Source organism: Methylobacterium sp. J-067 (assembly GCF_022829465.1).
In the GTDB taxonomy this organism is placed as follows: domain Bacteria; phylum Pseudomonadota; class Alphaproteobacteria; order Rhizobiales; family Beijerinckiaceae; genus Methylobacterium; species Methylobacterium litchii.
Map to the genome: position 1 here is coordinate 1 of NZ_JAKSXZ010000132.1, position 378 is coordinate 378.

The 378-nt window shown below is 57.7% G+C and carries 1 protein-coding gene; it reads right to left on the reverse strand.

Annotated features, from left to right (window positions below; genetic code table 11):
* On the reverse strand, positions 1–378 hold a 378-nt coding region (locus tag MKK52_RS19140), incomplete at both ends, for a YhjD/YihY/BrkB family envelope integrity protein (protein WP_243956480.1).

The following is a 378-nucleotide window of genomic DNA, read 5'->3' on the forward strand; positions in this document are numbered from 1 at the left end:
GCGTCTTTGCCAATGCCGATGAACTCGAACACGACCGGCAGCACGACGACGGCACCGAGGGCTATGATCAGGAAGGCTAGCGCGCCCGCCGTGAACGCAAGAGAGATGAGGTTGAGCACGAAGAAGTTGCGCTTCTCGCGCCCGTTATAGACGAGGTTGAGGGCATCGAAGATATGCTTCATGCAGCCGTTGGCGCTCCACACCGACCAGGCTACGCCGATCATCAAGCCCACCCCAAGCGTCGCATTGCCCATCTCGTTCAGAAGCTTGACCTGCTCGGAGAGGATATCGAAGTCTCCTTTGGGCAGGATACCCTGAAGGCTAGCGAGTTGATTGTTGATCGTCGATGCGTCGGCGATGAGGCCATAAACAGAGACG